Below are 26,906 nucleotides of genomic sequence, written 5' to 3' on the forward strand. Positions count from 1 at the left end.
CGCTCGACCCGCCCGGTCTCCCGTGGCTCCGGCAGCGCCTGCGGCAGCGACGCCATGGCGCAGATGCTCCACCTCCCCGCGCGCCCGGACCATCCCTTTCCCCGCGGTCCGGCGCTACGGTGGCGCCTCTCCGTCCCGCACCGGCAGGTGGGCGGCGGTGCGGCCGGGAGGTGGCTGCCGTGCGCGCTGGCCGGGCCCTCGTAGCGGCGCTGCTGGCGCTCGCCGCAGTCCTCGGCTGCACCCGTGCCGAGCCCCCGCCGGAGGATCCGGAGGTGATCCGGTTCGCCTCCTACGACTTCCCCGAGAACCAGATCCTCGTCGAGGTCTACGCCGAGGCCGCCCGCCGCCGTGGCCTGCCGGTCTCGGTGCAGCACGGCATCGGCACCCGGGAGGTGGTGTCCCCGGCGCTGCAGCAGGGCGTGGTCGACGTCGTCGTCGACTACCTCGGGACGGCGCTGTCCTTCGCCCGCCCGCGGTTCCCCCGGCCGCCGGAGGAGCCCGGGCAGATGCACGCCGTCCTCTCCCGCACGATGGGCGGGCGCGGGGTGGACGTCCTGACCCCCGCCGCGGCGGAGGACCAGAACGGCTTCGTCGTCACCGCGGGGTTCGCCGCCGAGCACGGGGTGAGCCGGCTCTCCGACCTGGTGCCGCTCGCCGGCGCCCTCACCTTCGGCGGGCCGCCGGAGTGCCCGGACCGTCCGTTCTGCCTGCTCGGCCTCGAGCAGGTCTACGGGCTCCGGTTCGGCGCCGTGACCAGCATGCCGTCGCGGGCGGCGACGCTGGAGGCGCTGCTGTCCGGGCAGGTGCAGGTGGGCATGCTCGAGACCACGGACGCGCGGCTGGCCACCGCGCCGCTGGTGCTGCTCGTCGACGATCGGGGGTTGCAGCCCCGGGAGAACGTGGTGCCGATGGTGCGGGCGGAGGTGCTCGACCGGTGGGGCGCCCCGTTGCGGGAAGCCCTCGACGACGCGAGCGCGCGGTTGACCACCGAGGACCTGGTCGGGCTCAACCGGGCGGTCGAGTTCGACGGTCGCACGCCCGCGGAGGCCGCCCAGGCCTGGTGGGACGCCGAGTAGGGCCTCAGACGATGGCGCTCGCCCCGGTCACCCCGCGGCCGACGATCAGCGTGTTGACCTCGCGGGTGCCCTCGTAGGAGTAGATCGCCTCGGCGTCGGCGACGAACCGGCCCACGTGGTTCTCCAGGAGGATGCCGTTCCCGCCCATGAGCTCGCGCGCCCAGCCGACGGTCTCCCGCATGCGCATCGTGCAGAACGCCTTGGCCAGCGACGCGTGCTCGTCGGTCATGGTGCCGGCCATCTGCAGCTGCGACAGCCGGGCGCACATGGCCGCCGACGCGGTGATGTTGCCCAGCATGCGCACCAGCAGGTCCTGCACGAGCTGGAACTCCACGATCGGCTGCCCGAACTGCTCGCGCTCGAGGGCGTAGCGCAGCGCGTGCTCGTACGCGCCGCGGGAGCAGCCGACCGCCGACCACGCCACGCCGGCGCGGGTCATGCGGAGGACGTCCGCCGTCGCCCGGAAGCTGTGCGCCTCCTGCAACCGGTTCGCCTCCGGCACGCGCACGCCCTCCAGGGTGATGTGCGCGTTCTGCACCGCGCGCAGCGCGATCTTGTCCTTCAGGTCGACGGTGGTGAAGCCCGGCGTCCCCTGCTCGACGACGAAGCCGAGCACCCGGTCGGTCTCCACGTCCCGCGCCCAGATGATGACCAGGTCGGCGAAGCTGGCGTTGCCGATCCACTTCTTCTCGCCGTCGAGCACCCACGAGTCGCCGTCCCGGCGCGCGGTGGTGCGCAGGCCCCGGGCGACGTCGGAGCCGTGTTCGGGTTCGGTCAGCCCGAACGCCCCGATCAGCTCCATGCGGGCCATCGCCGGCAGCCAGCGCTCCTTCTGCTCCTCGGAGCCGCACAGGTGGATCGAGCCCATGGCCAGGCCGCCGTGCACGCCCATGAACGTCGAGATCGACGGGTCGCCCTTGGACAGCTCCATGGCGATCATGCCGTCGACCAGCGAGGAGCGCCCCGGGCAGCCGTACCCCTGGAGCGACACGCCGGCGATGCCGAGCCCGGCCATGGCCGGGATCAGCTGGCGGGGGAACTCGGCGCGGGTCCAGTACTCGTTGATGATCGGCGTGACCTGCTCGTCCATGAAGGTGCGCACCCGGTGCAGCAGGGCCCGGTCGTCCTCGTCGAGCAGCGCCTCGAGGTCGTAGAAGTCCGACGTGATCGTCGACGGGTCGCTCATCGCGGTGCGGCCTCCTGGGTCGGATCGGTGGGCTGCACCTACCCGGGGTCGCCGGGCGCAACCAGGCGTGCCGCCGGGTCGTCGCGGGCAGGGAACCCCGACCGACCGATCGACCGGAGGACCGCGTGACCAGATCCATCGCCGACCAGACCACCGAGGAGCTGGGCGGGCCGGGCAGCGTGCTCGTCCGCCAGCGCCGCGACCACGAGGAGCTCGACCGGCTGCTGCACGAGCTCGACGGTGCCGAGGGCACCGCGCAGGAGGAGGTGCTCACCCGCATCGACCGGCTGGTGTTCAGCCACGCCTTCGCGGAGGAGACCGTGCTGTGGCCGGTCATCCGCCGGGTGCTGCCCGACGGTGACGCGCTGACGCTGCGGGTGGACAGGAGCACCAGGAGGTCAACGAGCTGGTCAGCGCGCTCGAGCGCGGCGGTCTCGACGACCCCGAGCGGCCGGCGCGGCTGCGGCGGCTGGTCGAGGTGCTGCGGGAGGACGTCCGGGACGAGGAGGACGTGATGCTCCCCCGGCTCCAGGAGCGGCTCAGCGCCGAGGAGCTGCGGTCGCTGGGCCGGCGCTGGGCGCTCATGGCCCGGATCTCGCCCACCCGGCCGCACCCGACGGTGTCCCGGCGCCCGCCCGGGAACGTGCTCTCCGGGTTGCCGCTGTCGCTGATCGACCGCACCCGCGACGTCGTCGACGCCGGGGTGCGCCGCGCACCGGACCGGTTCGTCCCGGCCGGGCGGGCGGTGAGCACGGGGCTGGCCGCCGTCGGCGGGGTGGTCGAGCGGGTGCCGCTCGCCCGCCGCGGGGACCGGCCGCCGACCAGCCGCTGAGACGGTGGAGGGCCCGCACCCCCGGCGCGGGCCCTCCACCGCAGGCCCCGTCCCCCTCACCCCGGGCGTGCGAGGGGTGAGGGGGACGGGGTCCTTCCTCAGGTGGTCTGCTTGTCGTCGGGCTCGTCGCGGGCGTCGAGCTGGATCTCCTTCTCGGCCCGCGGCACACCCTCCTTCAGCTCCTTCGTGCGCTCCACCTCGGCGTCGAGCTCGATGCCGAACAGCAGCGACAGGTTGATCAGCCAGAACCAGATCAGGAAGATCACCACGCCGGCCAGCGCCCCGTAGGTGGCGTTGTAGCTGCCGAAGTTCGCCACGTAGAAGGCGAACGCGGCCGAGGCCACGACCGCGACGAGGATGGCGACGCCGGCGCCGGGCGTCACGAACTTGAAGCCGCGCAGCTTGGCGTTCGGCGTCGAGTAGTAGAGCACCGCGATCATCAGCGCCAGCAGCACGAGGATGACCGGCCACTTCGCCCAGGACCAGATGGTGAGGACCGTGCTGCCCAGGCCGATGGCCTGGCCGATCGCGTCGACGACCGGGCCGCTGAGCACCAGCATCGCCAGGATCAGGGCGGCGAACAGGATGCCGACCAGGGTGATCAGCAGCTGGAGCGGCTTCAACTTGTAGAACTTCCGGCCTTCACGCGTCTCGTAGACGACGTTCGCGGCGCGGGTGAAGGCGCCCACGTAGCCCGAGGCGCTCCAGATGGCACCGGCGAGACCGAGGATCAGACCGAGACCGGCCGCCGTCGAGCTGCCGGCGACCTGCTGGATCACCGGGTCGAGCGTCTCCGCGGCGCTCGCCGGGACGACCTCGGTGAGCGCGGTGGTGAGCTCCTCGGGGTCGGTCAGCAGCCCGACGATCGACGCGAGGGCGGCGAGCGCGGGGAACAGCGCCAGGACGCCGTAGTAGGTCAGCGCCGCGGCCCAGTCGGTGAGGTTGTCCTCGCTGAACTCCTTGAGCGAGCGCTTCAGCGTGCCGCCCGTCGTCGGCTTGGGGTCCGCACCGGTGGGGGCGTAGTCGGCTCGCGTTCCGCTGATGTTGTCGTCCTGCGGCGCGGGATCGCCGCCCGCGCGGTTGTCGGTGAAGCGCGTCTCAGCCTTCGCGCGGCTGGACGAGCCGGTGGATCGAGCCATGTGTGGTCCTCCGGGGACGAGGGCGGTCGCGCCTCTCGATGCCCCGGACGGGGTGGTTCCATGCCGGACGCGCCCGTAACGCTTCGGTCGCACCGGTCCGGTGGCCTCAGCGCACCCCGGAGACCGGGGACCACTCGCCCGCGCCGGCGGTCGCCTCCTCCACCTCCGCGAGGTCGCCGTGCCGCCGGTGCGGTCGGTCGCCGCGCACACCGATCAGGGCCACCAGCACGACGACGGCCGAGGCGGCGACGCCGACGAGGGCGACCAGCGTGAAGGCCAGGGCCCGCGGCAGCCCGGTTGCCGGGTCGAGGCTGCCCGCGATCAGCGTGACCGCGAGCGTGCTGCCCAGCGCCTGGCCCACCGAGCGGGCGATCGAGTTGACCGCGTTCGCCACGCCCGTCTCGTCCTCCCGGACGGCGTCGACGACGAGCGCCGGGAGGGCCGCGTAGGCCACGGTGACCGACACCTGGGTGAGCAGCCCGGCGAGGATCACCAGCCACGGCTCGCCGCGCGCCCCGGCCAGCAGCCCGAAGCCCGCGACCCCGGACAGGGCGCCCGCGGTGAGCGTCGGCAGACCGCCCACCCGGCCGACGACCCGGCCCGCGAACGGGGCGAGCAGGATGCCCACCACCCCGCCGGGCAGCAGGTAGACCACCGCCGCCTCCAGCACGCTCGCGTCGAAGCCGTAGCCGGTGACGGCGGGGTCGGCCTGCACGTACTGCAGGACGGCGAGGAACGAGGCGAACAGCGCGATGCCGCTCATGACGCCGGCCACGTTGGGCACCACGGTGCGCCGGTCGGTGAGCATCGCGGGCCGCACCAGCGGCTCGGCGGTCCGCCGCTGCAGCACGACCCACCCGGCGAGGACGGCGACCGCGCCGATCGAGCAGCCGATCGTGCCGGGCGAGACCCAGCCCCAGGTGGGGCCCTGGGAGAGCGGCAGCAGCAGGAGGACCAGGCCCAGGCCCAGCACCAGCGCGCCCCACCAGTCGATCCGGCCGCGGGCGGACACCGGGCGGCGCGGGAGCAGCCACGCGGCGAGCGCCAGCGCCAGCAGGGTGATGCCCAGCCCCAGCCAGAAGGCGTGCCGGTAGTCGCCGCCGTCCCCGGTCAGCAGCCCGGTGGCGACGAGGCCGGCGACGCCGCCGACGGCCAGCGTGCTGCTGACCACCGACATCGCCACGCTCAGCCGGGCCTCGGGGAGCTCGCGGCGCAGCACGCTGATCGACAGCGGGAAGAGCCCGTAGGAGGCGCCCTGCAGGACCCGGCCGGCCAGCAGGAGCGGCAGGGACTCCGTGAGGACGATGAGCAGGGTGCCCAGGGCGACCGCGACCAGGATGCCGAGGATCACCGGGCGGGCGCCCCTCAGGTCACCGAGCCGGCCGAGCACCGGGGTGAGGACGGCGGCGGCCAGCAGGTTGGCCGTGAGCACCCAGCCGGCTGCCCCGGGGGAGACGCCGAGCTGCTCCTCGATCCGCCCGAGCGCCGGGACGACCAGGCTCTGCAGCAGCGAGAGCGTGGTGACGCCGAGGGAGAGCGCCACGACCAGTCCCACCGGACGGTTGCCTCGAGCCGCACCGGCCCCGGGGGCTGCTGTGGCATCGGGCACGTCCTGATGCAACCACGCCGCCCGTCCCCGCTCGGCTCGGGTGACGGGTGTGCAACGTGTCACACCCCCTCAGGTGAACTCCCGGAACCGACGATTGAGACGGCGGAGATCGGGGGACAGTGAGGCCCGACGACGTGCCGCCGCCCATGACCCGGTGGCGGCATCCGCGAGTTGTGCGAGGAGAGAGTGCAGATGATGTTGTGGCCGGCCGTGACCCTGCTGGGGTTCCTGGTCCTGACGGCCCTGGTCATCGCGATGGGCACCCAGTCCACCGCCCGGTACGAGCAGGAGCAGCGCGCGGCCACCCGCGCCGCGAAGCCGCGCGCCACCGGTTCCGAGACCGTCGGAGCCGCGCGCGCCGCCTGAGCCGAGCACGCCGACCGCCCCGCCGTCCACCCGGACGGCGGGGCGTCGTCGTCTCAGAGCCAGGCGTCGCGGGCGTCGAGCACCGTGCGGTCCAGCGACTCCAGCAGGTCGAACCAGGCACGCGTGCGGGGCAGCTCCCAGCGCCAGAAGTACCGCGCCGCGGCGCGCTTGCCCTCGTGGAAGTCGGTGCTGCCGGCCTCGGCGGCCAGCGCCTGCTCCAGCCACAGCCAGCCCACGACGACGTGCCCGGCGGCCTCCAGGTAGACGTGCGAGTTGGCCAGGGCGAGGTCGGGATCGCCGGTGCCCCAGAGCGTCGCCGTCACCGCGCCCATCCGGGCCACCGCGGCGTCGAGGTCGGCGGCGAAGCCGGCCCACTGCGTCCCGGCGGCGCGGGCGGTCGTCGCGCCGATCGTCTCGCCCAGCAGCGCCAGCCCCGCGCCGCCCTGCATGACCACCTTGCGGCCGAGCAGGTCGAGCGACTGGATGCCCTGGGTGCCCTCGTGGATCGGGTTGAGCCGGTTGTCCCGGTAGAACTGCTCGACGGGGTAGTCGCGGGTGTAGCCGTAGCCGCCGTGCACCTGGATGGCCAGGTCGTTGGCGGCCAGCCCCCACTGCGAGGGCCACGCCTTGGCGATCGGGGTGAGCATGTCCAGCAGCAGGTGGGCGCGGTCGCGCTCCTCCTGCGTCTCGGCGGTCTGCTCCTCGTCGACCAGGCGCGCGCAGTACAGACCGAGCGCCAGGCCGCCCTCGGCGTAGGTCTTCGCGGCCAGCAGCATCCGGCGGACGTCGGGGTGCTCGACGATCGGCACCATGGGGGAGGCCGGGTCCTTGGCGCCGGCCGGGCGGCCCTGGGTGCGGGTGCGGGCGTACTCCAGCGCGTGCAGGTAGCCGGTGTAGCCCAGCACCGTCGCGCCCATCCCAACGCCGATCCGCGCCTCGTTCATCATGTGGAACATGTAGGTGAGCCCCTTGTGCTGCTCGCCCACCAGGTAGCCGACGGCGCCGGGCTGCCCACCCGGGGTGTGCACGCCCTCGCCGAAGTTGAGCAGCGTGTTCGTCGTGCCCCGGTAGCCCATCTTGTGGTTGAGCCCGGCCAGGACGACGTCGTTGCGCTCGCCCAGCGAGCCATCGGGGTTCACCAGGAACTTCGGGACGATGAACAGCGAGATGCCCTTCACCCCGGGTGGGCCGCCGGGGATCTTGGCCAGCACCAGGTGGACGATGTTCTCGGTCAGCTCGTGGTCGCCGCCGGAGATCCACATCTTGTTGCCGGTGAGCCGGTAGGTGCCGTCGTCCTGCGGCACCGCCCGGGTGGTGATGTCGGCGAGCGAGGACCCGGCCTGCGGCTCGGACAGCGCCATGGTGCCGAACCAGCGGCCCTCGATCTCGGGCGCGACGTAGGTGTCGATCTGCTCCCGGCTGCCGTGCGCCAGCAGCAGGCGGGCGTTGCCCATCGTCAGGAACGGGTAGGCCGAGGTGCCGACGTTGGCGGCCTTGAACCAGGCGAAGACCGCCTGCCCGACCACGTGCGGCAGCTGCATGCCGCCGAACTCCTCGTCGAACTCGCCGGCCATGAGGCCGGCCTCGGCGAAGACCCGCAGCGCCTGGGCGACCTCCGGGACCAGCTCGACCTTGCCGTCGACGAAGCGCGGCTCGTTCTCGTCGGCCTTCCGGTTGTGCGGGGCGAAGTGCTCGGTGGCGATCTGCTCGGCGAGGTCCAGCACCGCGTCGAAGGTCTCCCGCGAGTGCTCGGTGAACCGCGCGCGCTTGGTGAGGGACTCGACGTCGAGCCACTCGTTGAGCAGGAAGTCCAGGTCACGACGGGACAGGATCAGCGACGACGACGGCACGGGGTCTCCAGGCGCGGGTACGGCGACGAGGTGCGAACCACTTCACACTAGGCCGGTTGCCCGGCGGCCCGGAGGGGGTAGGGGCGGGAGCACACGCAGCCGACCCGAGGGAGCACGCCGCGGAGCCCCGGCGGGTGCTCCGGCTGCTCCCGGCGGCAGTGGCCCCAGAGCGGACATCCGGTTGTCCGGGATGTCCGACTCGGGGCCACCGCCCCCGGGTCAGCGCGCGGCGTCCGGCCGGTCGCCCGGCTGCCCCACCGGCGGCGGGACCGAGGTGGGGGCCGCCGCGCCCACGGCCTCGGTGGCCTCCTCGACGGGGTCCCCGGGGTCGCTGGTCGCCGTCCCGGCCGCCTCCCCCTGCCGGGCCTGGATGCCCGACTGGGTGCTCAGCGCGAGCTGCGGGAGGAACAGGAAGACGAAGAACCCGACCGCGACGACACCGGCGGCGATGAGGAACACCAGGTCGATCGAGGTCGAGAAGCCCACCTTGAAGGGCTCGGCCAGCGCCGCCGGCAGCTCCTGGATGAAAGAGGTGTCGTCGAGCGAGCTGCCACCGCCGGTGGCCAGCTGCTGGAACTGCGGGGCCAGCTCCGGGTTCGCCCGCACGGTGTCCTGGACGGCCGCGTCGATGTCCTGCGGCAGCCGGGTGAAGAGGATCGACAGGAACGCCGCCGTCCCGATCGTGCCGCCCATCTGCCGGAAGAAGGTCACCGAGGAGGTGGCCACGCCCATCTCCCGCGGGGAGACGGCGTTCTGCACGGCGAGGATGACCGGCTGGAAGTTGAAGCCGAGCCCCAGCCCGAGCAGGACCATGAAGGGCACGAGCGTCCAGACCGAGGTGTCGGCGTCGACCAGGAACGACATCGACAGCAGCGCCGTCACCATGAGCGCGATGCCGGCCAGCGGGAAGACCTTGTACTTCCCGGTCTTCGAGATGGCGATGCCCGAGCTCATCGCCCCGGTCATGATGCCGGCGACCAGCGGGATCATCTGCAGCCCGGCCACGGTCGCGCTGGAGCCCTGGACGATCTGCAGGTACTGCGGGAGCAGCAGGAGCCCGCCGAACATCCCGGCGCCCATGACCACCGAACCGATGCCGCTGACGGCGAAGCTGCGGTTGCGGAACAGCCGCAGGGGCAGCAGCGCGTCGTCCCGGTAGGCACGCTCGGCCAGGAGGAACAGGGCGAAGCCGGCCGCACCGATCACGTAGCAGGTGACCGCGCCGGCGGAGCTCCAGCCCCAGATGCGGCCCTGCTCGGCGACGACGAGCAGCGGCACGAGGAAGGTGATGAGCGCCAGGGCGCCCGGCCAGTCGATCCGGTGCGGGCGGCTCTCGTGCGGCAGGTGCAGCACCCGCCAGACCGCGGCGAAGGCGAGCAGCCCGAGGGGCACGTTGACCCAGAAGATCCAGCGCCAGCCGTCGACGCCGAGCAGCGTCCCCTGGCCGGCGAGGAAGCCGCCGATGACCGGGCCCAGCACGCTGGAGGTGCCGAAGACGGCCATGAAGTAGCCCTGGTACCGCGACCGCTGCCGGGGCGGGGCGATGTCACCGATGATCGCCAGCGCCAGCGACATCAGCCCGCCGGCACCGATGCCCTGGACCGCGCGGAAGGCGGCCAGCTGGTACATCGTGTCGGCGATGCCGCACAGCGCCGAGCCGACGACGAAGATCGCGATCGCGAACAGGTAGAACGGCCGGCGGCCGTAGATGTCGGAGAGCTTGCCGTACAGCGGCGTGGCGATCGTCGAGGTGATCAGGAAGGCCGTCGTCGCCCAGGCCTGCAGGTCGTAGCCCTGGAGGTCGTCGGCGATCGTGCGGATCGCGGTGGCGACCACCGTCTGGTCCAGCGCGGCCAGGAACATGGCGACCATCAGCCCGGCCAGGATGGTGACGATCTGCCGGTGGCTGAAGACGCCGCCGGCATCGGGGGCGGCGGCGGCCGCGCGGGCCTCGCGGCGCGACGCCGCGGTGGTGCGGGTGGAGGTCATGCGGACACCGTCCGGTCGTCGGTCGTGGACATGGGGTCGGAGGGCAGGGTGGCCGCGATGCCGTCGAGCAGCCGGTCGAAGAGCGCGGTGAAGGTCTGCAGCTCCTCGCCGGTCCAGTCAGCGGTCACCTGGCGCAGGTAGGCCTCCCGCTCGAGGCGGAGCCGGTCGAGCTGGGCGCGGCCCGCCTCGGTGATGACGAGGTTGCTGGCCCGGCCGTCGGACTCGTCGGCCGCGCGGCGCACCAGGCCCTGCTCCACGAGGAGGGTCACGTGCCGGCTGACCGTGGAGGGATCGGCGTGCACCAGGTCGGCCAGCGCACCCTGGCGGAGCGGGCCCAGCCGGCACAGCGGGAACAGCAGCACGTGGGCCGCGCGGTCGCGCCCGCCCTCGGCGGTGTGCTGGCTCTTGAGGCCGTGCATGAGCCGCATGAAGCGGGGCAGCTGCTCGCTGAGGACGCCGACGCCGGAGCCGCGGTGGTCGCCGGCTGCGGGGTTGTCCGTCACGGGGCTCCTCGGGGTCGGGGGAGAGGAATGACTGGTGCACGCTACACCTTGTTGTAAGGCGCATGCATCTGTTTCGGCGAGCGGGACGGCCCGGCGCGCAGACGGTGCGATGCTGGGAGGGATCACCCGCCCGCGGTGACGTCACCGAGCCGAAGAGGAGTGCGAGAACCGCCGTGACCGCCCTGCACGAGGACCTGCGGTCCCGGCTGTCGCAGCTGACCCTCCTCGACGAGCACCGGCTGGGCCGCCGGCTGGACGGGCTGCGGCGCACCAGGGACGCGCAGGCACGCGATCAGCAGCGGGCGCGCATCGTGGCCGACGTCGCCGTCGCCGAGGAGCGGATCGCGCGGCGCCGGGCGGCCGTGCCGGCGATCTCCTACCCGGAGGACCTCCCGGTCAGCGCCCGGCGCGACGACATCGCCGCCGCCCTCCGGGACGCCCAGGTCGTCGTCGTGGCCGGGGAGACCGGCTCGGGCAAGACCACCCAGCTGCCCAAGATCGCGCTCGAGCTCGGCCGCGGCGTGCGGGGCCGGATCGGGCACACCCAGCCCCGGCGGATCGCGGCGCGCAGCGTCGCGGAGCGGATCGCCGAGGAGCTCGGCACGCCGCTGGGCGAGACCGTCGGCTACAAGATGCGCTTCAACGACCAGGTCTCGGACGCGACCCTGGTCAAGCTGATGACCGACGGCGTGCTCCTGGCCGAGATCGGGCACGACCGGCTGCTGCGCCAGTACGACACGATCATCATCGACGAGGCCCACGAGCGGAGCCTCAACATCGACTTCCTGCTGGGCTACCTCGCGCAGATCCTGCCGCGGCGCCCGGACCTGAAGCTGGTCATCACCTCGGCGACCATCGACGTCGAGCGGGTGGCCCGTCACTTCGGGGACGCGCCGGTCGTGGAGGTCAGCGGGCGCACCTACCCGGTGGAGGTCCGCTACCGGCCCGTCGTCGACCCCGATGCGAAGGCGGACGACGAGGGCTACGACCCCGACAGGGACCAGGTCACCGCGATCCTCGACGCCGTCGACGAGCTGGTCGCGGAGGGGCCCGGCGACATCCTGGTCTTCCTCGCCGGTGAGCGGGAGATCCGCGACACCCAGGACGCGCTCGCCGACCGCGCGCTGCCGGGCACGGAGATCGTCCCGCTCTACTCGCGGCTGTCGGCCGCCGACCAGCACAAGGTCTTCGCCCCGCACACCGGACGGCGGATCGTGCTGGCCACGAACGTCGCCGAGACCTCGCTGACCGTGCCGGGCATCCGCTACGTCGTCGACCCGGGGACCGCGCGGATCTCCCGGTACAGCCATCGCACCAAGGTGCAGCGCCTGCCGATCGAGCCGGTCAGCCAGGCCTCGGCCCGGCAGCGGTCGGGTCGTTGCGGCCGGCTCGGGCCGGGTGTCGCGATCCGGCTCTACACCGAGGCCGACTTCGAGAGCCGCCCCGAGTTCACCGACCCGGAGATCCTGCGCACCAACCTCGCGTCGGTGCTGCTGCAGATGGCCGCGCTCGACCTCGGCGCGGTCGAGGACTTCCCCTTCGTCGACCCGCCCGACCGGCGGGCCGTCGCCGACGGGCTGGCGCTGCTCGAGGAGCTGCACGCGCTCGACGAGCACGGGAAGCTCACCCCCACCGGCCGGGCGCTGGCCGCGCTCCCGCTGGACCCGCGGATGGCCCGCATGGTGGTCGAGGCCGACCGGCGCGGGGTGCTGGAGGAGGTGCTGGTCATCGCGGCCGGCCTCACCATCCAGGATCCGCGCGAGCGGCCCACCGAGCACCAGCAGGCCGCCGACCAGATGCACGCCCGGTTCGCCGACGAGCACTCCGACTTCCTGGCCCTGCTCAACCTGTGGCGCTACCTCGGCGAGCAGCAGGAGGCGCTCAGCGGCAACCAGTTCCGCCGCACGGTGAAGCGGGAGTTCCTGCACTACCTGCGCATCCGCGAGTGGCAGGACCTGCACGGCCAGCTGCGCGGCACCGCCCGCCGGCTGGGCATGGCCCTGCCCGGGCCGGCGACCGAGCCGGACGAGCGCGGCATCACCGCCGCGCTGCTCGCCGGGCTGCTCTCGCACGTGGGCATGCAGGCCGAGCCGGTCAAGGGGCGCGACGGCAAGCCGGGCCGCCCGGGCCGGGAGTACCTCGGCACGCGGAACACCCGGTTCGTGATCGCGCCCGGCACCCCGCTGGCGAAGAAGCCACCGCGTTGGGTGGTGGCCGCCGAGCTGGTCGAGACCAGCCGGCTGTTCGCCCGCACGGTGGCGCGGATCGACCCCGAGACCGTCGAGAAGCTCGCCGACCACCTGGTCAAGCGCCAGTACTCGGAGCCGCGGTGGGACGCCAAGCGCGGCTCCGTCGTCGCCACCGAGCGGGTCACCCTCTACGGGCTGCCGCTGGTCGTCGGCCGCCGCGTGCAGTACGGGTCGATCGACCCGGTCGTCTCGCGGGAGCTGTTCATCCGCCACGCCCTGGTGCAGGGGGAGTGGACGACCCACCACCGCTTCTGGGCCGAGAACCAGCGGGCGATCGAGCGGGTGGCCGAGCTCGAGGAGCGCGCCCGGCGGCGCGACATCGGCGTCGACGACGAGACGCTGTTCGAGCTCTACGACGCCCGGGTGCCCGCCGACGTCGTCTCCACCCGGCACTTCGACCGGTGGTGGAAGCGCGCCCGCCACGAGCAGCCCGACCTGCTCTCCTTCTCGCCGGAGATGCTGACCAACACCGCCGCGGCGGCGCAGGTGCGCCCGGAGGACTTCCCCGACGAGGTGCGGCTGGGTGGGCTGACGGCGCCGCTCACCCTGCCCCTGTCCTACGCCTTCGCGCCCGGCAGCGCCGAGGACGGCGTGACGGTCGACGTGCCGCTGGGGGTGCTGGACTCGGTCGCGGAGCGGACGTCCGGGGAGTCGCTGGCCTTCACGGTGCCCGGTCTGCGCGAGGAGCTGGTGACGGCGCTGCTGCGCACCCTGCCCAAGCAGTTCCGCCGGGCACTGGTGCCGATCCCGGACCGCGTCCGCGAGGTGCTGCCGCGCATCGATCCGGGGGAGCCGCTGCTGCCGGCGCTGGAGCGGGAGCTCCGGCGGTCGGCGGCGATCACCGTCCCGCCCGACGCCTGGCAGCCGGGGCAGGTGCCCGGCCACCTGCGCGCGACGTTCCGGGTGCTCGACGACCAGCACCGCCCCCTGGCCACGGGCAAGGACCTCGCCGCGCTCAAGGCGCAGGTGGCCCCGCAGGCGCGGGCCGGCCTGGCGCGGGCCGCCTCGGACATCGAGCGCACCGGGTGCACGTCGTGGGAGTTCGGCGAGCTGCCGCGCACCGTCGAGGTGCGCCGCGGCGGCCACGTCGTCACGGCGCACCCCGCGCTGGTGGACGAGGGGGCGACGGTCGGCATCCGGGTCGTCCCCACCGAGGCGGAGGCGACCCGGTTGACCTGGCGCGGCGCCCGGCGGCTGCTGGTGCTGGTCGCCGGCTCGCCGGTCAAGCAGGTGGTCAAGGGGCTGGGCCCGGCCACACGGCTGGCCCTGCAGTTCAACCCGGACGGCGAGATCCCCGACCTGGTCGCCGACTGCGTGGACGCGGCCGCCGACGAGCTGATCGCCGCCGCCGGCGGGCCACCCCGCGACGAGGCCGCCTTCGACGCCCTCGTCGCCTCCGCGAAGGGGGAGCTGCACCGGCTCACCGTCGACACGGTCACGCGCGTCGAGGCCGTGCTGAGCCGGGCGCGCGAGGTGGCGGTGGCGATCGGTGGCGCACCCGCCCGCCGGGTGCCCGAGGCGGCGGTGGCCGACCTGCGGCGCCAGATGACGGGGCTGCTGCACCGCGGGTTCGTCGCCGGCACCGGCCGCCGCCGGCTGCCCGACCTCGTCCGGTACCTCACCGCGATGGTGCACCGGCTGGAGAAGCTGCCGGCCAACGCGGCGCGCGACGAGCTGTGGATGCAGCAGGTGGCCGCCGTGACGGCGGAGTACGAGCAGCTCCGGAGGCAGGTCCCGCCGACCGGTGCGCCCGACGACCCGGTGACCCGGGTGCGCTGGATGCTCGAGGAGCTGCGGGTGGGCCTGTTCGCCCAGAACGTGGGCACCCCCCGCCCGGTGTCCGAGCAGCGCATCTACAAGGCGATCGACGCGATCGGCGTCTAGGGCCGCGGTCCGGCGCCGTTCTCCTTCAGCAGGGCCGAGATGCGCTGGCGGGTGACGCCGAAGAGCGCGGCGATCCGGTTGATGCTCACCTGCTCGCGCTGCAGGGCCGCAGCCTCCTCCCGCCGGAAGGCGTGGCCGGCGGTCGCGAGGGAGGCGAGGACGGTGGAGACGCTCTCCACCACCAGCGGGCCGGACTCCTCGGTGACCAGGTGCAGCCAGGACCGGCCGGCGCGGCGCTCGGCCAGCAGCAGGTCGGCGCGGGCGCGGGCGTGCTGCAGCTCGGCGAGGGAGGAGTCGATGCAGGCGATCAGGCGCTCCAGCGCCGCCTCGGCCGGTTCGTCCGGCGTTCCGTGCGGGCCGCTCATCGCTGCTCCTCACGGACGTCGGCGGTGTGTCGGGAGAACTCTAGCGGGACATGTGTTGCACACAACCGGCCTCGGGGGCAAGGGGGGTTGCGCCCCGGAGGTCCCGCGTGGCAGGTTGTGCGCAACCAGTCGAGCTCCCCGGTCTGCCGACGTCGCCACCGCCGGGCGACCAGCCGCCTGCCCGCCCGCCGCAGATCGGACCCGCCCATGTCCACGCTCAGCGCCAGCCTCGACCTCCCGCCGGTCGCGGCCAGCGTCCCGGCCGCCCGGCGGCTGGTCCGGCAGCTGCTGGGCGCCTGGGGTGCCCGCCAGGACCACGACGACGCCGCCCTGCTGGTGACCGAGCTCGTGGCCAACGTCGTGGACCACGTCGGCGGCACCGCCTGCCTGACCGTGGAGGCGACCCTCTCGGACGACTGGCTGCGCCTCGCCGTCGTCGACTGCTCGCGGTCCGCCCCGTGGTCCAGCAGTTCTCCGGGAACCGCCCCCGGGGCCGGGGGATGCTCATGGTCGAGGTGCTCGCCGACCGGTGGGGGTGCGAGGAGCACCGCGACGGCAAGCGCGTGTGGTTCGAGCTGCGCCCACCCCTGCTGTGACGCGCCGGCTGGTTTGCCGCGGTCGCCGATCGGGGACGGGCGAGGAGGAAGCCAGCCGAAGGAAGGGACTGCGCGATGAGCGAGCCGAACACCCACGCCGCCGGTGAGAACGTCTCCGACGAGGAGATGGTCGAGACGGTGGCGAGCCAGACCGACAGCGCGTCGGAGAACGCCGACGTCGCGGGCAAGGACTGGGACGGCGACCCGGGGTCCGCGCCGGCCCCCAGCGACGAGGCCTGAGTCCCGGAAGTCCCGCACCGCCCCCGCCCCGCACGCCGGGCCGGGGGCGGTGCCGCGTCCGGCCCCGTCGTTGGCACACTGCGGTGATGACCGCCACAGCGGAGCAGCTGGCCCGGCCCGCCCGCACCGCGGCCCGCTGGGCCGTCCGGCACGGGCTGCCCGCCGTCTACCTCTCCCGCAGCGCCCGCCGGGGTGACGCCGTCGGCCGCCTGATGCGCGACCGGGCCCTGCGGGAGCAGCCCTACGCGCTGTACGAGGAGCTGCGCGCCCGCGGGCCGCTCACCGGCAGCAGCCTCGGGCTGGTCACCACGTCGCACCCGGTGGCCCAGGAGGTGCTGCGCAGCGACCGCTTCGGTGTGGGCTGGGACCGCTCGGCGGCGCCGCGGGTGATCCGCTGGGCACTGGCGTTCGGGGACGACCCCGCCGCGGCCGGGGTGGCGGAGCCGCCGTCCATGCTCGTCGTCGACCCGCCCGACCACACCCGGTTCCGCCGGCTGGTCAGCCGGGCCTTCACCCCGCGGGCGACGGCGGCGTTCGAGCCGGCGGTCCGGCGCACCGCCGAGCGGCTCCTGGACGACCTCGAGGGCCGCGACGGCGTCGTCGACCTCGTCGATGCCTACGCGGCGCAGCTGCCCGTGCTGGTCATCGCCGAGCTCCTGGGCGTCCCGGTCGAGCGCCGCGAGGACTTCCTCCGCTGGGGGGCGGCGGCCGCCGCGACCCTCGACCCCGGCCTCCCGCTCGGCCGCTTCCTGGCCGCGGAGCGAGCGCTGCGGGCGATGCACCGCTTCCTCGCCGAGCACTTCGACCGGCTGCGCCGGGAGCCCGGCGCGGACCTGGTCAGCCGGCTGGTCACCCTGCCGCCCGACGAGGCGCTCACCGATCGGGAGCTGCACGCCACCGTGCTGCTGCTCCTGGGCGCCGGCTTCGAGACCACGGTCAACCTGCTGGGCAACGCCGTGGTGCTGCTGGACGCGCACCGCGACCAGTGGGCGGCCCTGCGCGGCGGCGACGCGAGCTGGGAGGACGCCGTCGAGGAGGTGCTGCGGCTGGACAGCCCGGTGCAGCTGACCGGCCGGACGGCGCGCGCGGACGTCGAGCTCGCCGGGCGACGGGTGGCCGCCGGCATGCGGGTCACGCTGCTGCTGGGGGCGGCGAACCGCGATCCCGACGTCTTCCCCGACCCGGCGCGCTTCGACGTCACGCGGGCCAACGCGCGCGAGCACCTGGCCTTCTCCGGCGGCATCCACTACTGCCTGGGCGCCGGGCTGGCCCGGCTGGAGGGCGCCGTGGGCCTGCAGGTGCTCGGCGAGCGCTTCCCGGGCCTGCGCGTGGCCGGCCGCCCGGTGCGCCGCGACCTGCAGACCCTGCGCGGCTTCGCGGCGCTCCCCGTCACCCTTCGCTGACCCCCCTTGATGATCAGGTGACCGGATCATCAAGGGTCCTGGCTCACGGTCGGCGGTGAGCCAGGACCCCGTCAGCTGAGCCAGGGCACCACCGAAGGATCCCTCCGCTAGCTGCCGGGGACCAGCATCCCCGCGCCGACGGTGGCGTTGGTCGCCTCGTCGACGAGGATGAACCGCCCCGTCACGCGGTTGCGGGAGTACTCGTCCACGAACAGCGGCTGGGTGGTGCGCAACCGCACCCGGCCGATGTCGTTGAGCCCGAGCTCGCCGGCCCCCTGCTCGCGGTGCAGCGTGTTCACGTCCAGGCGGTAGACCAGCTCCTTGACCATGGCGCGCACCGACCGGGTGGTGTGCTTGACGGCCAGCCGCCGGCGCGGGCGCAGCGGCTCGTCGGTCATCCAGCACACCAGCGCGTCGAGGTCCTGGGTCACGTGCGGGGCGTTCGCCGGCCGGCAGATCAGGTCGCCGCGCGAGACGTCGAGGTCGTCGGTCAGGCGCACGGTCACCGACATGGGCGCGAAGGCCTCCGCCACCGGGCCGCGGGGCCCGTCGATGCCGGCGATCGTCGTCGTCAGGCCGCTGGGCAGCACCTGCACCTCGTCGCCGGGGCGCAGCACGCCGCTGGCGACCGTCCCGGCGTAGCCGCGGTAGTCGTGGTGCGCGTCGGACTGCGGCCGGATGACGTACTGCACCGGGAAGCGCACGTCGATCAGGTTGCGGTCGCTGGCGACGTGCACGTGCTCGAGGTGGTGCAGCAGCGAGGGGCCCTGGTACCACGGCGTGTTCTCCGACCGGCGCACGACGTTGTCGCCGTGCAGCGCCGAGATCGGCACCACGGTCAGGTCGGGGACGTCGAGCTTGGCGGCGAACGCGGTGAACTCGTCGCGGATCGCCTCGTAGGTCTCCTCCGACCAGTCGACGAGGTCCATCTTGTTGACGGCGACGACCAGGTGCGGCACCCGCAGCAGCGAGGCGAGGAAGGCGTGCCGCCGGCTCTGCTCGACCATGCCCTTGCGGGCGTCGACCAGCACGATCGCGAGGTCGGCGGTCGAGGCGCCGGTGACCATGTTCCGCGTGTACTGCACGTGACCGGGGGTGTCGGCCAGGATGAACGTGCGCCGCGGGGTGGCGAAGTACCGGTAGGCGACGTCGATGGTGATGCCCTGCTCGCGCTCGGCGCGCAGGCCGTCGGTGAGCAGCGCGAGGTCGACGTAGTCGCCCTTGCTGGCCCGCTCGACCGCCTCGTACTGGTCCTCGAAGACGGCCTTGCTGTCGTAGAGCAGGCGGCCGATCAGCGTGCTCTTGCCGTCGTCCACCGAGCCGGCGGTGGCGATGCGCAGGATGTCCTTGCGCGCGGTGGCGATCTCGGCGGCGGCCTCGGCGGCGGCCGAGTGGACGTCGACGGGTGCGTCGGTCATCGGGCGGTCTCCTGGCGCGGTGCGGCGGCGTGGCGGACGCTGGTGTCCGTCGACGACCGGGGAGGCAGCGGGTGTTCGTTCTGCTCGCCGTACCGGGGCTGCTCGTCGTGGTCGCGGGGTACGTCGTCGGCTTCGCCGTGGCGGACTGGGCGTACGGGCTGCTCGGCGCGCGGCCGGGCGGGACGCCGGAGGTCGCCGGCTGGGTGACGGGGCTGCTGCTGCTCGCCGTCGTGCTGAAGCTGGTGGTGGGCCGCCTGCGCCGCCGGGGTCAGGACCGCGGGCATCAGAAGTAGCCCTCCTTCTTGCGGTCCTCCATGGCGGCGTCGCTGACCTTGTCGTCCCCGCGGGTGGCCCCGCGCTCGGTCATGCGGGTCACCGCGATCTCGGCGATGACCTCCTCGACCGTGGTGGCGGTCGAGGGGACGGCGGCGGTCAGGTTGGCGTCGCCGACCGTGCGGTAGCGGACGCTCCGGCGCTGCACCTGCTCGCCCTCGCGCGGGGTGATGAACTCGTTGACCGCGTAGAGCATCCCCTGGCGCTCGACGACGTCCCGCTCCTGGGCCAGGTACAGCGGGGGGATGGCGATCTCCTCGCGGAGGACGTACTGCCAGATGTCCAGCTCGGTCCAGTTCGACAGCGGGAAGACGCGGATCGACTCGCCGAGGTGGATGCGGCCGTTGTAGAGGTCCCAGAGCTCGGGGCGCTGGTTCTTCGGGTCCCACTGGCCGAACTCGTCGCGGAAGGAGAACACCCGCTCCTTGGCGCGGGCCTTGTCCTCGTCGCGGCGGGCGCCGCCGAACAGGGCGGTGAAGCCGTGCTCCTCGACCGCGTCGAGCAGGACCGGCGTCTGGATGCGGTTCCTGGAGCCGTTGGGCTCCTCCTTGACGGTGCCGGCCGCGATCGCGTCGGGCACCGAGGCGACCACGAGCTGGACGTCGAGCTCCGCGACCCGCTTGTCGCGGAAGGCCAGCACCTCGGGGAAGTTCAGCCCGGTGTCCACGTGCATGACGGGGAACGGGATGCGGGCGGGCGCGAACGCCTTGCGGGCCAGCTCCAGCATCACGATGGAGTCCTTGCCGCCGGAGAACAGCAGCACCGGCCGCTCGAGCTCGGCCACCACCTCACGGATGACGTGGATGGACTCGGCCTCCAGCGTCTCCAGCTGGCTGAGCCGGTAGTCGGGCGTCGTCACGCGCGCATGCTCCACGGGTAGGGATCGGGTCGCCGACCGGCGCAACCCGATCGGTTCGGTGCGGATTCCCGCCCAGTGTCCGCTATCGGGCCGCGGCCACCGCAGCCAGCACCTCGGGCGCCAGCTCGGGGCGGGCGACCACCAGGTCCGGGAGCGAGGGGTCGGGGTCGTTGTAGACCAGCGGCGAGCCGTCCAGCCGGCAGGTCACCAGCCCCGCGGCGCGGGCCACGGCGACCGGCGCGGCGGAGTCCCACTGGTACATGCCGCCGCCGTGCACGTAGGCGTCGACCTCCCCGCGCACGACGGCCAGGGTCTTGTAGCCCGCCGAGCCCAGCGGCACCAGCTCGCCCCCCAGCGCGTCGGCCACGGCCTGCGCCTCGGCCGGTGGGCGGGTGCGGCTGACGGCGATGCGCACCGGTCCCCCCGGGCGGGGCGGCAGTGCGGGGGCCGGCTCGGTGACGTGCACCTCGTCCAGCGCCGGCAGCGCCACCGCGGCGGCGACCAGGTCACCCCCGGCCCAGAGGGCGACGTGCACCGCCCAGTCGGCGCGGGCGGGGTCGGAGTACTCGCGGGTGCCGTCGAGCGGGTCGACGATCCAGACGCGGTCGGCGGTCAGCCGGCGGGCGTCGTCCACCGCCTCCTCGCTGAACACCGCGTCGCCGGGGCGGGCGCCGGTGAGCACACCCAGGATCGCCTGCTGCGCGGCCGCGTCACCGGCGTCGCCGAGCGCGCGCCCTCCCGGGCCGCCGTCGCGCAGCGGCAGCAGCGCCGCGGCCGCGGCCCGTGCGGCGGCCACGGCGACGGCGACGTCGGAGCCGGGGGTCAGCTCCACTGCACCGAGGTGGCGTCGCCGGGACGGCGGGGCGGGGTGTGCCGGCCGGCCGCGTCGGTGATGGTGCCGAAGTAGGCCTGCGCCTTCTCCGGGCGCGGCATGACGAAGATGCCGCGGGCCTCGACCAGCGGGCGCCCGGGGTCGTCCGCCAGCGCGATCGTGCCGACGATCACCGACTTGCGGCCCTCGTTGCTCTCGACCCGGGCCCGCATCACCAGCGGGGTCTGCAACGGCAGCGGGCCGCGGTAGTCCAGCTCCAGGTGCGCGGTCATGCCCCACAGCCCCGCCGCGCCGGCCGCGCTGCCGAGCAGCTGGTCCATGAAGAGGGCGCTCATCCCGCCGTGCACGTAGCTGGGCGGGCCCTCGTACGCGACGCCCAGGGTCACCTCGGCGACCACGCCGCCCTCCTCCCGGCGCACCACCAGGGGCGGGGCGAGGGCGTTGCCGATGCCGACGACCGGGTTGAACACGCGCCGGCCCACCGACGGGTCGTCCAGCACCGGGAGCTGGGCGGCGGGGCGCCGGGACGCACCGATCGCCGCGGTCGCCCGGCGGACCTGCTCGGCCGCCGCGGCCACCTCCGCCGCGGGCGCCGTGGTGACCACCGAGGCCTCGATCAGCTCGCGGAGCGCGGCCCCCAGCTCGGTGGAGGCCGCCATGAGCTCGGGGTCGTAGGGGGCCCCGGTCTCGGCGGGGGCGTCGTTCGTCGTCACCGGGCGATGGTCGCAAGCGGCCTCAGGCCGCCGGTGCGCCACCCCCGGGGGGTCCGCTCCTCGGCAGCTGCACGGTCACCGCGAGCCCCTCCCCGGGCACGGTCTCCAGCGACGCCGACCCGCCGTGGGCGGCGGCCAGCGAGGCGACGATGGAGAGCCCCAACCCGGTGCCCCCGGCGGCGCGGGTGCGGGAGGCGTCCGCCCGGTAGAACCGCTCGAACGCGCGCTCGGCGTCGGCCGGGTCCATCCCGGGGCCCTCGTCGGCGACCCGCAGCAGCAGGACGTCGGGATCGTCGGGGGCCTCCGCCACCGAGACCAGCACCCGGGTGGACGGCGGGGTGTGGGTGAGGGCGTTGGTGACGAGGTTGCCGACCACCTGGCGCAGCCGGCTCTCGTCGCCGAGCACGACCGGCACGTCGGTGAGCGACTCGTCCAGGTGCAGGCTGATCGGCCGGTCGGGCTGGACGGCGCGGGCGTCGTGCACCGCGTCGCCGGCGACGGCGGCCAGGTCGACCGGGGCCACGGACAGCGGTCGCTGCTGGTCCATGCGGGCGAGCAGCAGCAGGTCCTCGACGAGCAGGCCCATCCGGCCGCCCTCGGCCTCGATGCGCTGCATGAGGCGGGCGACGTCCTCGTCCGACCGGACGGCGCCCTGCCGGTACAGCTCGGCGAAGCCGCGGATGGAGGTCAGCGGGGTGCGCAGCTCGTGGCTGGCGTCGGCGACGAACCGGCGCATGCGGTGCTCGGACCCGCGCGCCTGCTCCTCCGACGCCTGCTGGGCGCGGAAGGCGGTCTCGATGCGGGCGAGCATGCCGTTCAGCGCCGTCGAGAGCCGCCCCACCTCGGTGCGCTCGTCACCGACCGGGACGCGCCGGGAGAGGTCGCCCGCGGCGATGGCGGCGGCGGTGCGCTCGACGTCGACCAGCGGGCGCAGGCTGTTGCGCACCAGCACGTACCCGGCGGCGCCCAGCACGACCAGGAGGGAGAGCCCCACGACCAGCTCGATGCGGACCAGCCGGGCGATGGCCCGCTCCACGCCCGAGTTGTCGTCGCCGACGACCAGGGTGTAGCCGCCGGGGAGCTGGCCCGAGGTCATCCGCCACCGCTCGCCGTCGACCCAGACCGTGAACGGGCGGCTGTCGGCCCGGAGCCGCTCCACCGCCTTGCCGCTCAACTCGGGCATCTCGTCCCCGCCCGGCCCCTGGGGCTCGCCGAGGACGACCGGCTCGTCGCTGCCCGGCGGGAGGCAGGCGACGAAGAACGGGTTGGGCGCCGCGTCCCCGGGCTGGCGGCAGGCGGCCGCCACCTCGGGGCGCAGGTTGTACTCGACGAGGATGCGCAGCTCGGCGTCCCGCTGGTCCTGCAGGTAGTCGCGCAGCAGCGAGGTGGTGGCCAGGCCGGTCGCGAGCAGGGCGGCGCTCAGCAGCGCCACCAGCAGCGCGACGAGGGTGACCCGGAGCGGGACCCGCGGGCCCCGTACCGGCGCGGGCGGAGGGGTCATGCCCCCCGGGGCAGCCGCAGCGTGTACCCGACCCCCCGGATGGTGTGCAGCAGCCGCGGCTCGGTCGTGTCGATCTTGCGGCGGAGGTAGGAGATGTAGGACTCGACGACGTTGGCCTCGCCGTTGAAGTCGTAGTTCCACACGTGGTCGAGGATCTGCGCCTTGGACAGCACCCGCCCGGCGTTGGCCATGAGGTAGCGCAGCAGCTTGAACTCGGTGGGGGACAGGCTGATCACCTCCCCGGCCTTGATGACCTCGTGGCTCTCCTCGTCCAGCTCGATGTCGGCGAAGGTGAGCCGCGGGGCCTCGGCGCCCCGCTGCGCGCCTGTGGTGCGGCGCAGCACGGCGCGGATGCGGGCCACCACCTCGTCCAGGCTGAACGGCTTGGTCACGTAGTCGTCCCCGCCGAGGGTCAAGCCGGAGACCTTGTCCTCCGCGGCGTCCCGGGCGGTGAGGAACAGCACCGGGGTGTGGCGGCCGCTCTCCCGCAGCCGCCGGACGACGCCGAAGCCGTCGAGCCCGGGCATCATCACGTCGAGCACCAGCAGGTCGGGCCGGAACGAGGCGGCCAGGGCCAGTGCCTGCTGGCCGTCCGCGGCGGTGGCCACCTCGAAGCCCGCGTAGCGGAGGCTCGCCGACAGCAGCTCGCGGATGTTGGGCTCGTCGTCCACCACGAGCAGGCGGGCCTCGGGGGTGGTGCGCCCCGTGGGCTGGGGTCCGGACATCGTTCCTCCGGGGGCGTGCGCCGGTGCCGTCGACATGCACCCAGGGTGGAGGCGGCGGCTGCGGTCGGTCTGGACGCTACCTGTGAACACCCTGGACGACCCGGGGGCGGTCAGCCGGCGGGGGCCATGGCGCGCCCGCGCCGCCAGTAACCGATCGCGTGGTGCTGCGCCCGCCCCAGCCCCCAGCGCCCGCGGAGATCGGCGCGGATGGCGCGGACCGCGGCCGACTCGGCGCCCACCCACGCGAAGACGTCGTCGCCCGGCGGGCGCTCGAGCGACGCCACCGCGTCGACCAGGAGCGTGCTCTCACCCGGCGGGGTGGCGCCCCGGTGCAGCCAGCGCAGCTCGACCCCCGGCGGGCCGGCGAGCGGCTGCTCCTCCTCCGGCCCGGTCACCTCCAGGAAGGCGACGCCGGTGGTGCCGGCCGGGGCGGCGGCCAGGATGCGGCTCACCGCAGGCAGCGCGGTCTCGTCCGCGACCAGGAGCAGCCAGCGGGCGGGGCGCTCGGCCAGCGAGGCGGCGCCGGCGACGCCGAGGAGGGCGCCGGGGCGTGCCGCGGCGGCCCAGGAGGCGGCCGGGCCGTCGCCGTGCAGCACGAAGTCGATGTCCACCTGGCCCGCGGCCGGGTCCTGCCGGCGGGCCGTGTAGCTGCGCAGCGCCACGCCGTGGCTGCCGTCGGGCCACACCACGCGGCCGTCGCGCTGGAGCAGCGGCCAGCGGGGGGCCGCGTCGCCCACCCGCGGCACCAGGAGGTTCACCGTCGGGCCGGCGGCGGCCACGGCCTCCGGCGTTCCCGAGAGGGTCACGCGGCGGACCGAGGGGGTGACGTCGGTGACCGAGACGACGGTGAGGACGTCGACCGGGCGCAGCCCGTCGACGAGGGCGGCGTCGCTCGCGGTGGTCACGTCCTCCGAGCCTAGGGGCACCGGGCGATCGGGCCCCGGATGTGTGTCGGCACCGCAGTGGGGGCACCGGCAGGGGCAGCACCGTCCGACGAAGGGGAGACGATGGCCGACGACTTCGAGAAGGGCGACCACGTCGCCTGGAAGAGCCACGGGTCGAAGACGGAGGGCACGGTCGAGAAGAAGATCACCTCCGACACGGAGGCCTCGGGGCGCACCGTGCGCGCCAGCGAGGACGACCCGCAGTACGAGGTCCGCAGCGACAAGTCCGGCCGCACCGCGGTGCACAAGCCCGGCGCGCTCGACGAGGCCTGATCCCCGGGCGGACCGACCCTCGGCCCGGCGCTGCCGGGCCCGATCAACAGGAGGCACACGTGACCGAGTCCGCAGGCGCGTCCTCGCGCAGCACCAAGCACAACCCCCGGCTCGACGAGGAGCTCGAGCACGAGGTCCAGGGCATGCTCAAGGCCGAGCGGGCCACCCGGGCGCATGAGTGGCGCGAGGTGGAGCCGGTGGCCGAGGGCGAGCCGGACATCGACGCGGACCCGGCGGGCACGCTGGTCGGTGGCACGCCGGTGGGCATGGACGAGGACGCCGTGGTCGCCCGCGCCGAGCTGGCGCGGTGGCTGGACCGGGCCGATTTCCCGAGCAGCGGGCCCGACCTGGTCGAGGCCGCGCGCGACCACCGGGCGCCCGACGTCGTGGTCGCCGAGCTCGAGCGACTGCCCGAGGGGGAGACGTTCGAGCGGATCGGCGACGTCGTCCGGGCCCTCGGCTACCCGACCGAGACCGGCCCCGGCCCCGGGGCCTCGGAGCCCGCGCAGGACTCCTGACCCGCCCGCGGGGGCGCCGGCTCAGCCGCCGGCGCCCTCGCGCGCCTCGTCCTCGGCGATCTCCTCGGCGCCGCGCCGCCGGAACAGCTTGGAACCGGGGAAACCCTTCACGATCTGCCGCATGTCCTGCACGGTGTCGACGAGGTCGCGCACGTCGGTGCCCACGTTCTCCAGCCCCTCCAGCGCGGGGAGCACCTGGTCGTCCAGGTGGCCGAGCACCTGCGGCAGCCGGTCGATCAGCGTGATCAGGGCGTGGACCTCGGTGTCGTCGAACTCGGCTGCCAGCCGCCGCAGCGACGGCGCGAGCGCGACGAGCGCCGGCTCGTAGTCGGCGAGCAGCGGCTCCACCCGACCGACCATGCCCTCCGCGCGGCCGACGATGCCGTCGGCCCGATCGGTCGTCCCGCCCACCTGGTCGACAGCTGCCTCCGCCCTGGTGCGGGTCTCGTTCATCGCGTCGATGGCGTCGTCGGCCCTGGTCCGGGTGTGGTTCATGGCGTCGATCGCGTCGTCGGCCCTGGTCCGGGTGTGGTTCATCGCGTCGATGGCGTCGTCGGCCCTGGTGCGCGTCAGGCCCATGGCGTCGATGGCGTCGTCGGCCTTGCTGCGGGTGCGGCCCATGGCGTCGATCGCGTCGTCGGCCTTCGCGCGCGTCAGGCCCATGGCGTCGATGGCGTCGTCGGCCCTGGTGCGCGTCAGGCCCATGGCGTCGATGGCGTCGTCGGCCTTCGCGCGCGTCAGGCCCATGGCGTCGATGGCGTCGTCGGCCCTCGCGCGGGTCTCGCCGATGCCCGCGATGGCCAGGTCGGCGCTCGCCCGGGTCTCGCCGATACCGGTGATGGCCTCGTCCGCCTTCGTGCGCGTGGCATCCAGCCGCGTGATCGCGCCGTCCGCGCGGTCGAGCAGCGCCTCCACCCGGTCGACCGCGCCGGACACCCGGCCGAGCAGCCCTTCCAGCTCACCGAGCACGGCCGCGGCCCGGGGCACGAGCGCGAGCGCGTCCCCGAGGCCGTCGCGCACGCCTCCTACCAGGGCGACGACGTCGGACGGGCCGGGCACGGAGGGGAGGCGCACCGTGCGAACGCTACGCACTGCGACCGTGGCCCACCATTCGATCGTGCCCGGTCCACCCGGCAGGGGGCAGGTCGGCGGGGACGGCGCCCCGCGCGTCGGCGTGGTCATCGCGGATCCGCCCGTATCGTGGGACGACGGGCACGGGCATGCGGACGACGAGAAGGTGTCGACACCTTGGGGGATCAGCCGGCGCGGGACGGCGCGGGGGACCGCGACCTCCCCGGTCGCACGCGCGGCGGGCGTACCCCTCGGGGCGGTGCGGCAGAGCCGGTGACCGTCGAGCAGTTGCTCGCCCGGCAGGGGAACGACGTCGGCGGCCGTCGCGCCGCCCGGCGGAGCCAGGCGGATCCCCGCGGGGGCGGTGACCGGGTCCGGCCGGCGGAGCGCGGCCGGCCGGCGCGCGGCGGAACCGCTGACGAGCCCGCCGTC

26 protein-coding genes are annotated in these 26,906 nt (G+C 74.4%); 11 read left to right on the top strand and 15 right to left on the bottom strand.

Annotated elements, in window-relative coordinates:
• The first annotated feature begins 179 nt into the window (after positions 1-179).
• Entirely contained in the window at positions 180-1,076 is an 897-nt protein-coding gene (locus tag E9549_RS16880; RefSeq protein ID WP_236827753.1) for an ABC transporter substrate-binding protein, read from the top strand.
• A 4-nt stretch (positions 1,077-1,080) separates the two neighbouring features.
• Here E9549_RS16880 and E9549_RS16885 read toward each other — a convergent pair whose 3' ends face one another.
• Positions 1,081-2,262, bottom strand: a complete 1,182-nt coding sequence (locus E9549_RS16885; protein ID WP_236827754.1) for an acyl-CoA dehydrogenase family protein — start codon at positions 2,260-2,262, stop codon at positions 1,081-1,083.
• 125 nt (positions 2,263-2,387) lie between these two features.
• Between E9549_RS16885 and E9549_RS16890 the strand changes: the two genes are divergently transcribed.
• On the top strand, positions 2,388-2,777 hold the full coding sequence (locus E9549_RS16890; RefSeq protein WP_236827755.1) for a hemerythrin domain-containing protein: 390 nt from the start codon (positions 2,388-2,390) through the stop codon (positions 2,775-2,777).
• Positions 2,777-3,094 carry a hypothetical protein gene (locus E9549_RS16895; RefSeq protein WP_236827756.1) on the top strand — a complete coding sequence of 106 codons (318 nt, stop codon included), beginning with the start codon at positions 2,777-2,779 and terminating at the stop codon, positions 3,092-3,094. The genes E9549_RS16890 and E9549_RS16895 overlap by 1 nt, the downstream gene beginning before the upstream one ends.
• A 98-nt stretch (positions 3,095-3,192) precedes the next feature.
• Here the strand turns inward: E9549_RS16895 and E9549_RS16900 are convergent, their stop codons facing one another.
• On the bottom strand, positions 3,193-4,233 hold the full coding sequence (locus E9549_RS16900; RefSeq protein WP_236827757.1) for a YihY/virulence factor BrkB family protein: 1,041 nt from the start codon (positions 4,231-4,233) through the stop codon (positions 3,193-3,195).
• A 106-nt stretch (positions 4,234-4,339) separates the two neighbouring features.
• Positions 4,340-5,788, bottom strand: a complete 1,449-nt coding sequence (locus E9549_RS16905) for an MFS transporter (RefSeq protein ID WP_236827758.1) — start codon at positions 5,786-5,788, stop codon at positions 4,340-4,342.
• Positions 5,789-6,034: 246 nt separating this feature from the next.
• Here E9549_RS16905 and E9549_RS16910 point away from each other — a divergent pair, with 246 nt between their 5' ends.
• The gene (locus E9549_RS16910; RefSeq protein WP_236827759.1) at positions 6,035-6,208 is read left to right on the top strand and encodes a hypothetical protein; all 174 of its coding nucleotides are present in this window, start codon (positions 6,035-6,037) and stop codon (positions 6,206-6,208) included.
• Positions 6,209-6,261: 53 nt separating this feature from the next.
• Here the strand turns inward: E9549_RS16910 and E9549_RS16915 are convergent, their stop codons facing one another.
• From E9549_RS16915 to E9549_RS16925, 3 genes are all read right to left on the bottom strand, one after another.
• The gene (locus E9549_RS16915; protein ID WP_236827760.1) at positions 6,262-8,058 is read right to left on the bottom strand and encodes an acyl-CoA dehydrogenase; all 1,797 of its coding nucleotides are present in this window, start codon (positions 8,056-8,058) and stop codon (positions 6,262-6,264) included.
• A gap of 219 nt (positions 8,059-8,277) precedes the next feature.
• The gene (locus tag E9549_RS16920; protein ID WP_236827761.1) at positions 8,278-10,047 is read right to left on the bottom strand and encodes an MDR family MFS transporter; all 1,770 of its coding nucleotides are present in this window, start codon (positions 10,045-10,047) and stop codon (positions 8,278-8,280) included.
• Positions 10,044-10,550 (bottom strand): MarR family winged helix-turn-helix transcriptional regulator, encoded by a 507-nt coding sequence (locus tag E9549_RS16925; RefSeq protein WP_236827762.1) that lies wholly within the window; start codon positions 10,548-10,550, stop codon positions 10,044-10,046. Before E9549_RS16925 ends, E9549_RS16920 begins: the two co-directional genes overlap by 4 nt.
• A 173-nt stretch (positions 10,551-10,723) precedes the next feature.
• Here E9549_RS16925 and hrpA point away from each other — a divergent pair, with 173 nt between their 5' ends.
• The gene (gene hrpA / locus E9549_RS16930; protein ID WP_236827763.1) at positions 10,724-14,683 is read left to right on the top strand and encodes an ATP-dependent RNA helicase HrpA; all 3,960 of its coding nucleotides are present in this window, start codon (positions 10,724-10,726) and stop codon (positions 14,681-14,683) included.
• On the opposite strand, the gene E9549_RS16935 is transcribed toward hrpA, so the two are convergent.
• The gene (locus tag E9549_RS16935; protein WP_236827764.1) at positions 14,680-15,048 is read right to left on the bottom strand and encodes a hypothetical protein; all 369 of its coding nucleotides are present in this window, start codon (positions 15,046-15,048) and stop codon (positions 14,680-14,682) included. The two genes, hrpA and E9549_RS16935, sit on opposite strands and share 4 nt — an antisense overlap.
• Before the next feature lie 458 nt (positions 15,049-15,506).
• Here E9549_RS16935 and E9549_RS16940 point away from each other — a divergent pair, with 458 nt between their 5' ends.
• The 3 genes from E9549_RS16940 to E9549_RS16950 all read left to right on the top strand — a co-directional run bounded on the left by E9549_RS16940 (position 15,507) and on the right by E9549_RS16950 (position 17,287).
• A complete protein-coding gene (locus E9549_RS16940) occupies positions 15,507-15,644 on the top strand; it encodes a hypothetical protein (RefSeq protein WP_236827765.1) in 138 nt (45 codons plus the stop codon).
• A 75-nt stretch (positions 15,645-15,719) separates the two neighbouring features.
• Positions 15,720-15,884, top strand: coding sequence for a hypothetical protein (locus tag E9549_RS16945; protein WP_236827766.1), 165 nt, complete (start codon positions 15,720-15,722; stop codon positions 15,882-15,884).
• A gap of 86 nt (positions 15,885-15,970) precedes the next feature.
• Positions 15,971-17,287: a cytochrome P450 gene (locus E9549_RS16950; RefSeq protein WP_236827767.1), complete on the top strand. Its 1,317-nt coding sequence runs from the start codon at positions 15,971-15,973 to the stop codon at positions 17,285-17,287.
• 107 nt (positions 17,288-17,394) lie between these two features.
• Here the strand turns inward: E9549_RS16950 and E9549_RS16955 are convergent, their stop codons facing one another.
• Positions 17,395-18,705 carry a sulfate adenylyltransferase subunit 1 gene (locus E9549_RS16955; protein WP_236827768.1) on the bottom strand — a complete coding sequence of 437 codons (1,311 nt, stop codon included), beginning with the start codon at positions 18,703-18,705 and terminating at the stop codon, positions 17,395-17,397.
• A gap of 71 nt (positions 18,706-18,776) precedes the next feature.
• Here E9549_RS16955 and E9549_RS16960 point away from each other — a divergent pair, with 71 nt between their 5' ends.
• The gene (locus E9549_RS16960) at positions 18,777-18,998 is read left to right on the top strand and encodes a hypothetical protein (protein ID WP_236827769.1); all 222 of its coding nucleotides are present in this window, start codon (positions 18,777-18,779) and stop codon (positions 18,996-18,998) included.
• Here E9549_RS16960 and cysD read toward each other — a convergent pair.
• The 6 genes from cysD to E9549_RS16990 form a co-directional block, all read right to left on the bottom strand.
• Complete coding sequence (gene cysD, locus E9549_RS16965) at positions 18,989-19,897, bottom strand: sulfate adenylyltransferase subunit CysD (protein ID WP_236827770.1); 909 nt, start codon at positions 19,895-19,897, stop codon at positions 18,989-18,991. The two genes, E9549_RS16960 and cysD, sit on opposite strands and share 10 nt — an antisense overlap.
• Before the next feature lie 82 nt (positions 19,898-19,979).
• On the bottom strand, positions 19,980-20,729 hold the full coding sequence (locus E9549_RS16970; protein ID WP_236827771.1) for an inositol monophosphatase family protein: 750 nt from the start codon (positions 20,727-20,729) through the stop codon (positions 19,980-19,982).
• Entirely contained in the window at positions 20,720-21,442 is a 723-nt protein-coding gene (locus tag E9549_RS16975; RefSeq protein ID WP_236827772.1) for a PaaI family thioesterase, read from the bottom strand. Before E9549_RS16975 ends, E9549_RS16970 begins: the two co-directional genes overlap by 10 nt.
• Before the next feature lie 22 nt (positions 21,443-21,464).
• A complete protein-coding gene (locus tag E9549_RS16980; protein WP_236827773.1) occupies positions 21,465-22,943 on the bottom strand; it encodes a cell wall metabolism sensor histidine kinase WalK in 1,479 nt (492 codons plus the stop codon).
• A complete protein-coding gene (locus E9549_RS16985) occupies positions 22,940-23,668 on the bottom strand; it encodes a response regulator transcription factor (RefSeq protein WP_236827774.1) in 729 nt (242 codons plus the stop codon). Before E9549_RS16985 ends, E9549_RS16980 begins: the two co-directional genes overlap by 4 nt.
• Before the next feature lie 110 nt (positions 23,669-23,778).
• Positions 23,779-24,573, bottom strand: coding sequence for a siderophore-interacting protein (locus tag E9549_RS16990; protein WP_236827775.1), 795 nt, complete (start codon positions 24,571-24,573; stop codon positions 23,779-23,781).
• Positions 24,574-24,675: 102 nt separating this feature from the next.
• On the opposite strand from E9549_RS16990, the gene E9549_RS16995 reads away from it, so the two are divergent.
• Positions 24,676-24,885 (top strand): DUF2945 domain-containing protein, encoded by a 210-nt coding sequence (locus E9549_RS16995; protein ID WP_236827776.1) that lies wholly within the window; start codon positions 24,676-24,678, stop codon positions 24,883-24,885.
• A gap of 59 nt (positions 24,886-24,944) precedes the next feature.
• Positions 24,945-25,403, top strand: a complete 459-nt coding sequence (locus E9549_RS17000) for a DUF2795 domain-containing protein (protein WP_236827777.1) — start codon at positions 24,945-24,947, stop codon at positions 25,401-25,403.
• Positions 25,404-25,424: 21 nt separating this feature from the next.
• On the opposite strand, the gene E9549_RS17005 is transcribed toward E9549_RS17000, so the two are convergent.
• Positions 25,425-26,477 (bottom strand): hypothetical protein, encoded by a 1,053-nt coding sequence (locus E9549_RS17005; protein WP_236827778.1) that lies wholly within the window; start codon positions 26,475-26,477, stop codon positions 25,425-25,427.
• Positions 26,478-26,906 lie beyond the last annotated feature (429 nt).

Source organism: Blastococcus sp. MG754426, from assembly GCF_021699055.1.
GTDB lineage: Bacteria > Actinomycetota > Actinomycetes > Mycobacteriales > Geodermatophilaceae > Blastococcus.

Excerpts from the sequence above, each read along its gene's own strand:
- E9549_RS16885 (WP_236827754.1), bottom strand. The coding sequence starts at position 2,262 with ATGAGCGACCCGTCGACGATCACGTCGGACTTCTACGACCTCGAGGCG.
- E9549_RS16895 (WP_236827756.1), top strand. The coding sequence starts at position 2,777 with ATGCTCCCCCGGCTCCAGGAGCGGCTCAGCGCCGAGGAGCTGCGGTCG.
- E9549_RS16900 (WP_236827757.1), bottom strand. The coding sequence starts at position 4,233 with ATGGCTCGATCCACCGGCTCGTCCAGCCGCGCGAAGGCTGAGACGCGC.
- E9549_RS16910 (WP_236827759.1), top strand. The coding sequence starts at position 6,035 with ATGATGTTGTGGCCGGCCGTGACCCTGCTGGGGTTCCTGGTCCTGACG.
- E9549_RS16920 (WP_236827761.1), bottom strand. The coding sequence starts at position 10,047 with ATGACCTCCACCCGCACCACCGCGGCGTCGCGCCGCGAGGCCCGCGCG.
- E9549_RS16935 (WP_236827764.1), bottom strand. The coding sequence starts at position 15,048 with ATGAGCGGCCCGCACGGAACGCCGGACGAACCGGCCGAGGCGGCGCTG.
- E9549_RS16945 (WP_236827766.1), top strand. The coding sequence starts at position 15,720 with ATGAGCGAGCCGAACACCCACGCCGCCGGTGAGAACGTCTCCGACGAG.
- E9549_RS16950 (WP_236827767.1), top strand. The coding sequence starts at position 15,971 with ATGACCGCCACAGCGGAGCAGCTGGCCCGGCCCGCCCGCACCGCGGCC.
- E9549_RS16955 (WP_236827768.1), bottom strand. The coding sequence starts at position 18,705 with ATGACCGACGCACCCGTCGACGTCCACTCGGCCGCCGCCGAGGCCGCC.
- E9549_RS16980 (WP_236827773.1), bottom strand. The coding sequence starts at position 22,943 with ATGACCCCTCCGCCCGCGCCGGTACGGGGCCCGCGGGTCCCGCTCCGG.
- E9549_RS16985 (WP_236827774.1), bottom strand. The coding sequence starts at position 23,668 with ATGTCCGGACCCCAGCCCACGGGGCGCACCACCCCCGAGGCCCGCCTG.
- E9549_RS16995 (WP_236827776.1), top strand. The coding sequence starts at position 24,676 with ATGGCCGACGACTTCGAGAAGGGCGACCACGTCGCCTGGAAGAGCCAC.